Genomic DNA, 8,476 nt, shown 5'->3' on the forward strand with positions numbered 1-8,476 from the left:
GTCGGGCAGGATGGCATGCGGGCGCGGCCTTCACGATCTTGCGAGTGGAATCACATGATCTTGACGGGTCGCGCCCGTCGACGTTCATCCGGCCTCCTGTCCAAGGGCCGAGCACGCATCACACCTGGGCGGTCGGAGAGCGGCTGCCGGCCTACATGATCCCGGCCGCGTTCGTGACACTCACGGAACTGCCACTGACGCCCAACGGCAAGCTCGACCGTTCCGCCCTGCCGTGCCCGGAATTCGCCGGGGACGAGTACCGGGCTCCCCGCACGCCCCGGGAAGAGACGCTGTGCGCGCTGTTCGCCGAGGTTCTGGGCGCCGAGCGGATCGGTCTCGACGACGATTTCTTCCTCCTGGGCGGCCATTCCCTGTTGGCCACCCGGCTGGTGGCCCGGGTACGCGCGGAAATGGGCGTGGAAATCCCGATGCGCATCCTCTTCACCGCCCCGACCGTCGCCGAACTGACCGCCCGCTGGAACGAGTTGTCGGCCTCCACTCGAAAGCCGCTGCGGAGAATGACCGAAAGGTAGGAAAAACCATGACCCCTCTGTCGTACGCGCAGCGGCGAATGTGGTTCATCAACCGCTTCGAAGGCCCTTCCTCCACCTACAACATCCCGCTGCTCCTGCGCTGCCACGGCCCGCTCGACACCGTCGCGCTGCGGGCGGCGTTTCGCGACGTGATGGTGCGCCACGAAGTCCTGCGCACGGTCTTCGCGGAGACCGACGGCCAGCCGTACCAGCGTGTTCTCGACCCTGCCGAGATCGACCTGCCCTGGCAGGACTGGGGCCGGGTGGCCCCCGAGCGGGTGCCCGGCGTGGTGGCGTCGGTGAGCGGCAGCTGGTTCGACCTGTCGACGGACGTACCGCTGCGCGGCTGCGTCCTCCAGAGCGGCGACGAGGAGTTCCTGGTCGTCCTGGTGATCCACCACATCGCCGGCGACGGCGGCTCGCTGGCCCCGCTGGCACGTGACGTGTCGACGGCCTACCGGGCCCGGGTGACCGGCACGGCACCGGACTGGCGCGAACTGCCCGTGCAGTACTCGGACTACGCGCTGTGGCAGCAGGAAATGCTGGGTGACGAAAAGGATCCGGACAGCGTCGTCTCGGTGCAGAGCGCCTATTGGCGCGAGGAACTGGCCGGTGTGTCGAAGCCTCTTCCCTTGCCCCTGGACCGGCCCCGTCCCGAGGTGGCGAGTTTCCGGGGCGGAACGGTTCCGGTCGGGTTGTCCGCCGAACTGCGGGCCGCCACGGAGAAGTTGGCGCAAACCAATGGTGTCACGACGGCGATAGTGCTCCAGGCCGCCTTGGTGGTATTGCTGCATCGGCTGGGAGGAGGCAAGGATGTGACCGTCGGCTCGCCGATCGCGGGCCGTACGGAGGAGGCACTGAGTGAACTGGTGGGCTTCTTTGTCAATACCTGGACGCTGCGCGTGCAGGTGACCGCGGACCGGACTTTCGAGTGGGTGCTTGAACAGGTACGGAAGAAGGCGCTCGCCGCCTACGATCACCAGGATGTGCCGTTCGAGCGGCTCGTGGAGCTGTTGCGGCCGGAGCGGTCGACCGCGCACCACCCCTTGTTCCAGGTGGTGCTGGCGTGGCAGAACAACATCCCACCGCACCTGGACCTGCCGGGTCTCACCGTGACGATGGAACCGCTGCCCACCGGCAGCGCCAAGTTCGACCTGTTCTTCAACCTGGCGCCGGACGACTCCACCGGCTCCGTCGTCGGTGAGATCGAGTACGCCACCGATATCTTCGACCGCTCCACCGTGGAGGACATCGCGGCACGGTTCGTGGCCGTTGTCGAAGAGGTCGTGGCCGACCCGAGGACCACCGTCGCCGCAGTGGCCGAGGCCGGGCCCGGCCGGTCCGGCGACACTCTCGACGCCGCCGAGCGCCACAAGATCCTCGTCGAGTGGAACGACACCGCCCACCCCGTCCACTGCCCGGGACCGGTCCACCTGCTCTTCGAGGAGCAGGCCGCACGGCGCCCGGACGCCACCGCCCTGCGCTGGGCCGGCGGCACCATGACCTACGGCGAGCTGAACCGGTGGGCCAACCGCGTCGCCTGGGACCTCAAGGAACGCGGCGTCGGCCCGGAGACCGTCGTCGGCGTCGGCGTCCCCCGTGGGCCGGCCATGATCGCCGCCGTCCTGGGCGTGCTCAAGGCGGGCGGCGCCTATCTACCGCTCGAACCGGCGCTGCCCGCCGACCGCGTGGCCGGCATGCTCGCCGACGCCGGGTGCTCCCTCGTGCTGTCCACGCCGGACACCGAACGCTGGGCCCTGCCGGACGGCGTCCGGCTCGCCGAACTCGCCGACGCCCGGTCGCCCGGCGCCGACCACGATCCGGAACCGGCCGCGGGACCGGACAACACGGCGTACATCATCTTCACCTCCGGCAGCACCGGGAAGCCGAAGGGCGTCGCGGTCACCCACCGCCCGGTGCACAACCTGCTCGACTGGTGTTACCGCACGTTCGCGTTCGGCCCCGACGACGTCGTCCTGTGCGTCACCTCGCTCGGCTTCGACCTCTCCGTCTTCGACATCTTCGGCCTGCTCGGCTGCGGCGGCGGCGTCTACATCGCGGACGCCGTCCAGCAGCGCGATCCGCAGCTGCTCCTCGACGTCCTGCTCACGGAGCCGATCACCTTCTGGGACTCGGTGCCCACCACCCTCAACCAGGTCGCATCCCTGCTCCCGGAGGACGGCGGGTACGAGGGCACCGACGACCTGCGCCTGGTGTTCCTCTCCGGCGACTACACCCCGCTGTCGCTGCCCGACGAGGTCCGGCGGGTGTTCACGGGCGCGGAGATCGTCAGCCTCGGCGGCGCCACCGAGGCGACGGTGTGGTCCAACTACTTCCGGGTCCGGGAGATCGACCCGTCCTGGCGCAGCATCCCCTACGGCCGTCCCATCGACAACGCCCGCTACTACGTGCTCGACGAGAACATGGAGCCGTGCCCCGTCGGCGTCGAGGGCGACCTGTACATCGGCGGGGACTGTCTCTGCGTCGGCTACGTCAACCGGCCCGAGCTGACCGCAGAACGATTCGTCCGTGACCCGTTCAGCGCGCGTGAGGGCGACAGGCTGTACCGCACCGGCGACCGCGCCAGCTTCTTCCCGGACGGCAACATCTGCTTCCTCGGCCGCGCCGACAACCAGGTCAAGCTGCGCGGGTTCCGCGTCGAGCCCGGCGAGATCGAGCACGCCCTGGTCAGGCATCCGGCCGTCCGCCAGGCCATCGTCACCGCTCGCGAGGACCAGCCCGGCGACCTGCGCCTGGTTGCCTACGTCGTCCCCGACACCGGCGCCCTGCCGCCCGCCGGCGGCACCGACGACCAGGTGGGGGAGTGGCAGGAGGTCTACGACCAGACCTACTCCGACGACGGCGGACACGGATTCGGTGAGGACTTCACCGGCTGGAACGACTCCTCCACCGGTGAGCCGATCCCGCTCGACGAGATGCGGGCCTGGCGCGACGCCGCCGTGGAAGGCGTCCTGCGCTGGTCACCCCAGCGCGTCCTCGAACTCGGCGTCGGCACCGGACTCCTGCTCGCGCACATCGCCGGCCGGGTGGAGGAGTACTGGGCCACCGACTTCTCCCGGGCCGTGATCGACCGGCTCGGCGACCAGGTGACCCGGGCCGGCCTGGCCGACCGGGTCCGGTTGCGCCACCAGGCCGCCGACGATCTCACCGGACTGCCCCGGGGCGGATTCGACACCGTGGTGCTCAACTCGGTCGTGCAGTACTTCCCCGACGAGCGCTACCTCGCCCGGGTCCTGGACGGCGCCTGGGAACTGCTCGCGCCGGGCGGCCGGATCGTCCTCGGCGACATCCGGCGGGCGGCCTCCCTGCGCACGCTCCAGACGGGCGTCCAGCGGGCCAAGCACCCCGATGCGGCACCGGCCGTGCTGCGCACCACGGTCGACCAGGCCGTCCTGCTGGAGAAGGAACTGGTGGTCGACCCCGAGTGGTTCCTGCGCTGGGCAGACGGGGCCGGGGCGGCCGGAGCCGACATCCGCGCCAAGGACGGCATCCACCACAACGAGCTGACCCGGCACCGCTACGAGGTCGTGCTGCACAAGCCGGGCACGGAACCGGCGGACGCCCCGCGACGGCTCGACGGCGTCCCCACCCTGGCCTGGGAAGGCGACCTGGACCGGCTCGCCGACCGAATAGGTGACCGGTCTGAGCCGACGGTGCGGATCACCGGAATTCCGAACGCCCGCCTCACCGAGGAGGCCGCAGCGGCCCGCGCCCTCGGCGTCGACGGCTCCACCGCGCCCGAGCTGCCGCCGCTCGACCCCGCCGAGATCCGCGCCTGGGCCGCCCGGCACGGCTGGGACGCGGTGCCGACCTGGTCGGCCGACGCGGTCGACCTGCTCGACGTCGTCGTGCTGCGCGACGGCCCGGCGGCCGGCACCCCCCTCACCGGCACGTACCTGCCGGCCACCGACGGACGCACCCCGGCGAACGACCGCCGCCGCCGTCACGGCACTGCTGCCCGCCCTGCGCGGCCATCTGCGGGAGACTCTGCCCGAGTACATGATCCCGGCCGCCATCGTGCCCATCGCCGCCGTGCCGCTGACCGACAACGGCAAGCCCGACCGGCGCGCCCTGCCCGCGCCCGACTACACGGCCGGTGGCGGCCGGGCCCCCGCCACACCGGAGGAGGAGTCGCTGTGCGCGCTGTTCGCGGCGGTCCTCGGTCTCGACCGGGTCGGCGTGGACGACAACTTCTTCACCATCGGCGGCCACTCGCTTCTGGCCACCCGGCTGGTCAGCCGCATCCGGGCCGAGCACGGCGTGGAGATCCCGATCCGGGCCGTCTTCCAGTCGCCCACCGTCGTCGAACTCGCGGCCCACCTGACCACCCTGAACCACCTCCGCGCGCCCCTGCGGCCCCAGGTCCGGCCCGAACGGCTGCCCCTGTCCTACGCCCAGCAGCGGCTGTGGTTCATCCACCGCTTCGAGGGACCCTCAGCGACCTACAACATCGCGCTGGCCCTGCGGATGCGCGGCGCGCTCGACGCGGCCGCCCTGCGCCGCGCCGTGCACGACGTCGTCGCGCGGCACGAATCGCTGCGCACCGTCTTCGGCGAGGCGGACGGGCAGCCGTACCAGCGGATCCTGCCACCGGCCGCGGGCGAGGTCCCGTGGGAGGAACGCGAGGTCACCGAGGCCGAACTGCCCGGCGTCCTGCGGGCGGCGGCGCGCCGCCCGTTCGACCTGGCGGCCGAGATCCCGTTCCGCTCCTGGCTGCTGCGGACCGGCGAACGCGAGGCGGTGTTCCTCATCGGCGCGCACCACATCGCCGCCGACGGCTGGTCCGCCCTCCCGCTCGCCGAGGACCTCACCACCGCCTACGAGGCCCGCCGCGCGGGCCGGGCGCCCGACTGGGAACCGCTTCCCGTGCAGTACGCCGACTACACGCTCTGGCAGCGGGAACTGCTGGGCGACAGCGAGAACCCGGGCAGCCTCTACCGGCGGCAGCTGGACTACTGGACGACCCAGCTGGCCGGCCTGCCCGAGACCGTCACGCCCCCCACCGACCGGCCCCGGCCCGCCGTCGCGTCGTACGCCGGCGATCTGGTGTCTTTCGCACTCGACCCCCAGCTGACCGACGGCGTGCGCCGGATGGCCCGGGAGTCCGGCGCCACGGTGTCGATGGTGCTCCAGGCGGCCCTCGCCGCGCTGCTCACCAGGCTCGGCGCGGGCACGGACGTGCCGATCGGCTCGCCCATCGCCGGACGCACCGACGAGGCGCTCAACCGGCTGGTCGGCTTCTTCGTCAACACGTGGGTGCTGCGCGCGGACACCTCCGGTGACCCCTCCTTCGCCGAACTCGTCGGCCGGGTCCGCGAGAGCAGCCTCGCCGCCTACGACCACCAGGACATCCCGTTCGAGCACCTGGTCGAGGTGCTCAACCCGGCCCGCTCGCCCGCCCACCACCCGCTCTTCCAGGTGTGCCTGGCCCTCCAGAACAACACGCGGCCGGAGTTCCACCTGGCCGGCCTGACCGTGACCGAGGAGCCGTTCTCCCTGGGCACCGCGCGCTTCGACCTGTTCATCAGCGTCACCGAGCGGGACGAGGAAGGCGAACCGGCCCGCATCGAGGGCTTCGCGGAGTACGCCACCGAACTCTTCGACGCGGGGACGGTCAGGACGCTGCTCGACCGCTGGCTGCACTTCCTGCGCCAGGCGGTCGCGGCGCCGGACACGCCCATCGGATCCGTCGGTGTCCTGACCGAGCACGAGCGCGCGGTGCTGAGCGCCTGGGGCGGCCCGGCCCGAGGCGCCGGGTTCGAGGCCGGCACCCTTCCCGAGCGGTTCGCCGCCGCGGTCGCCGCGACTCCGGACGCGACCGCGCTGGTCTCCGCGGACGGAACGCTCACCTGGACCTACGCCGAACTGGACCGCTGGGCCAACCGCCTCGCGCACCACTTCCGGGCCCGCGGCGCCCGCCCGTCCGACCGCGTCGCGCTCGTGATGGAACGCTCGCCGCTGCTGGTCGCCGCCATCCTCGGTGTCCTCAAGGCCGGTGCCGCCTACGCGCCGGTCGACCCGACCTACCCGCCCGAGCGCATCGACTTCCTGCTCGCGGACCTTGATCCGGCGGTCACCGTGGACGAGGGACTCGCCGAGGAGGATCTCGACGGGCTGCCCGACTCGCCGCCCGAGATGGAGGGCGTCGGCGAGCACGCCGTCGCCTACGTGATGTATACCTCGGGTTCCACCGGCCGCCCCAAGGGCGTGGAGGTGACCCACCGCAACGTCGTCGACCTCGCGCTCGACGGCTGCTTCCGCACCGGCGCCCATCGCCGCGTCCTCGTCCACTCGCCGCACACCTTCGACGCGTCGACGTACGAGATGTGGGTGCCGCTGCTCGGCGGCGGCACGGCCGTGGTGGCCCGCGCCGGCCGGCCGGACACCGCGGAACTTGCCCGGGTGATCACCGAGCGGGGGGTGACGGCGCTGTGGATGACCGCCGGACTGTTCGCCGTGATGGCCGAACAGCACGCCGAGTGCTTCGGCGCCGTCCAGGAGGTGTGGGCCGGCGGGGACGTCCTGTCGCCGACCGCCGTCCGCACGGTCCTCGACGCCTGCCCCGGCGTCACCGTGGTCAACGGCTACGGCCCGACCGAGACCACCACGTTCGCCTCCCGGCACCGGATGGCCTCCGCGGCGCAGTGCACCGACCCGCTGCCGATCGGCACCCCGATGGACGGCAGCCGGCTCCTCGTCCTGGACGAGCGGCTGCGGCCGGTGCCACCCGGCGTGGTGGGTGAGCTGTACATCGGCGGCGACGGCGTGGCGCGCGGTTACGCCGGTCGCCCGGGCCTGACCGCGACCCGGTTCGTGCCCGACCCGTCCGCACGGCCCGGATCGCGCGTGTACCGCACCGGCGACCTGGTGCGCTGGGACACCGCCGGTCGCCTTCACTACGTCAGTCGCAGCGACGACCAGCTCAAGCTTCGCGGCTTCCGCGTCGAGCCGGGCGAGCTGGAGGCGGTGCTGCGCGAACAGGACGGCGTGGCGAACGCGGTGGTCGCCGTGCGCCGGGACCGGCTCGGCGAACGCCGCATGGTCGCCTACGTGGTGCCTGACAGCGCTGCGTCCACCGGCCGTGACGCCGCCGAACAGGTCGGCGAGTGGCGCGAGATCTACGACACCATGTACGGCGGGACAGAGGTCGCCACCGACACCGTCGGCGAGGACTTCACCGGCTGGAACAGCTCCTACACCGGCCGCCCCATCCCGCTGGCGCAGATGCGGTCCTGGCGCGAGGCGGTGCTGCGGCGGGTGCGGTCCCTGCGCCCGCGCCGGTTGCTGGAGATCGGCGTCGGCTCCGGCCTGCTGCTCGGCCCGCTCGCACCGGAGGCCGAGGAGTACTGGGGCACCGACTTCTCGTCGCCCGTCATCGAACGACTGCGCGCCCAGACCAGCGCCGACCGGCGGCTGTCGGGCAAGGTGACCCTGCGCTGCCAGCCCGCCGACGACGCCGACGGCCTGCCCGCCGGGTACTTCGACACGGTGATCCTCAACTCGGTCGTGCAGTACTTCCCGGACGCCGACTACCTCACCCGGGTGCTCGATCTCGCGATGGACCGGCTCGCACCCGGCGGGCGCGTGGTGCTCGGCGACGTCCGCAACTACCGCACCCTGCGCGCGTTCGCCGCGGCGGTGCACCGCTGCCGGCAGCCCGCCGACGGCCCGGCCGCCGTGCAGGCCGCCGTCGAACGCGCGGTGCTCGCCGAGAAGGAACTCGTCGTCGACCCGGGCTTCTTCACCCGCTGGGCCGAGGCCCGCCCGGACGCCGTCGCCGCCGACATCCGCCTTAAGACGCCGTTTCAGTTGGTGAGTCGGCGGTAGCCGATGAGGGCTGCGGCGATGCCGACGAAGGCCAGGAAGTGCTCGGCCTTTCGCTCGTAACGGCGGTGCAGCCTTCGGCATCCGGCCAGCCAGGA

The 8,476-nt window shown here is 72.1% G+C and carries 1 protein-coding gene and 3 pseudogenes; 3 read left to right on the forward strand and 1 reads right to left on the reverse strand.

What is annotated here, in order from left to right:
- Positions 1-131: 131 nt before the first annotated feature.
- From MTQ10_RS31815 to MTQ10_RS24310, 3 genes and pseudogenes are all read left to right on the forward strand, one after another.
- Positions 132-1,789, forward strand: a pseudogene (locus tag MTQ10_RS31815) (condensation domain-containing protein); the annotation flags it as partial.
- Positions 1,790-1,849: 60 nt separating this feature from the next.
- Positions 1,850-3,844 (forward strand): annotated as a pseudogene (locus tag MTQ10_RS31820) (non-ribosomal peptide synthetase); the annotation flags it as partial.
- Positions 3,845-4,553: 709 nt separating this feature from the next.
- Positions 4,554-8,381 carry a non-ribosomal peptide synthetase gene (locus MTQ10_RS24310; RefSeq protein ID WP_247472295.1) on the forward strand — a complete coding sequence of 1,276 codons (3,828 nt, stop codon included), beginning with the start codon at positions 4,554-4,556 and terminating at the stop codon, positions 8,379-8,381.
- On the opposite strand, the pseudogene MTQ10_RS24315 reads toward MTQ10_RS24310, so the two are convergent.
- Positions 8,360-8,476, reverse strand: a pseudogene (locus MTQ10_RS24315) (IS5/IS1182 family transposase); the annotation flags it as partial. The gene MTQ10_RS24310 and the pseudogene MTQ10_RS24315 overlap by 22 nt on opposite strands.

It is taken from the genome of Streptomyces sp. XM83C, from assembly GCF_023072675.1.
In the GTDB taxonomy this organism is placed as follows: Bacteria; Actinomycetota; Actinomycetes; order Streptomycetales; family Streptomycetaceae; genus Streptomyces; species Streptomyces thermocoprophilus.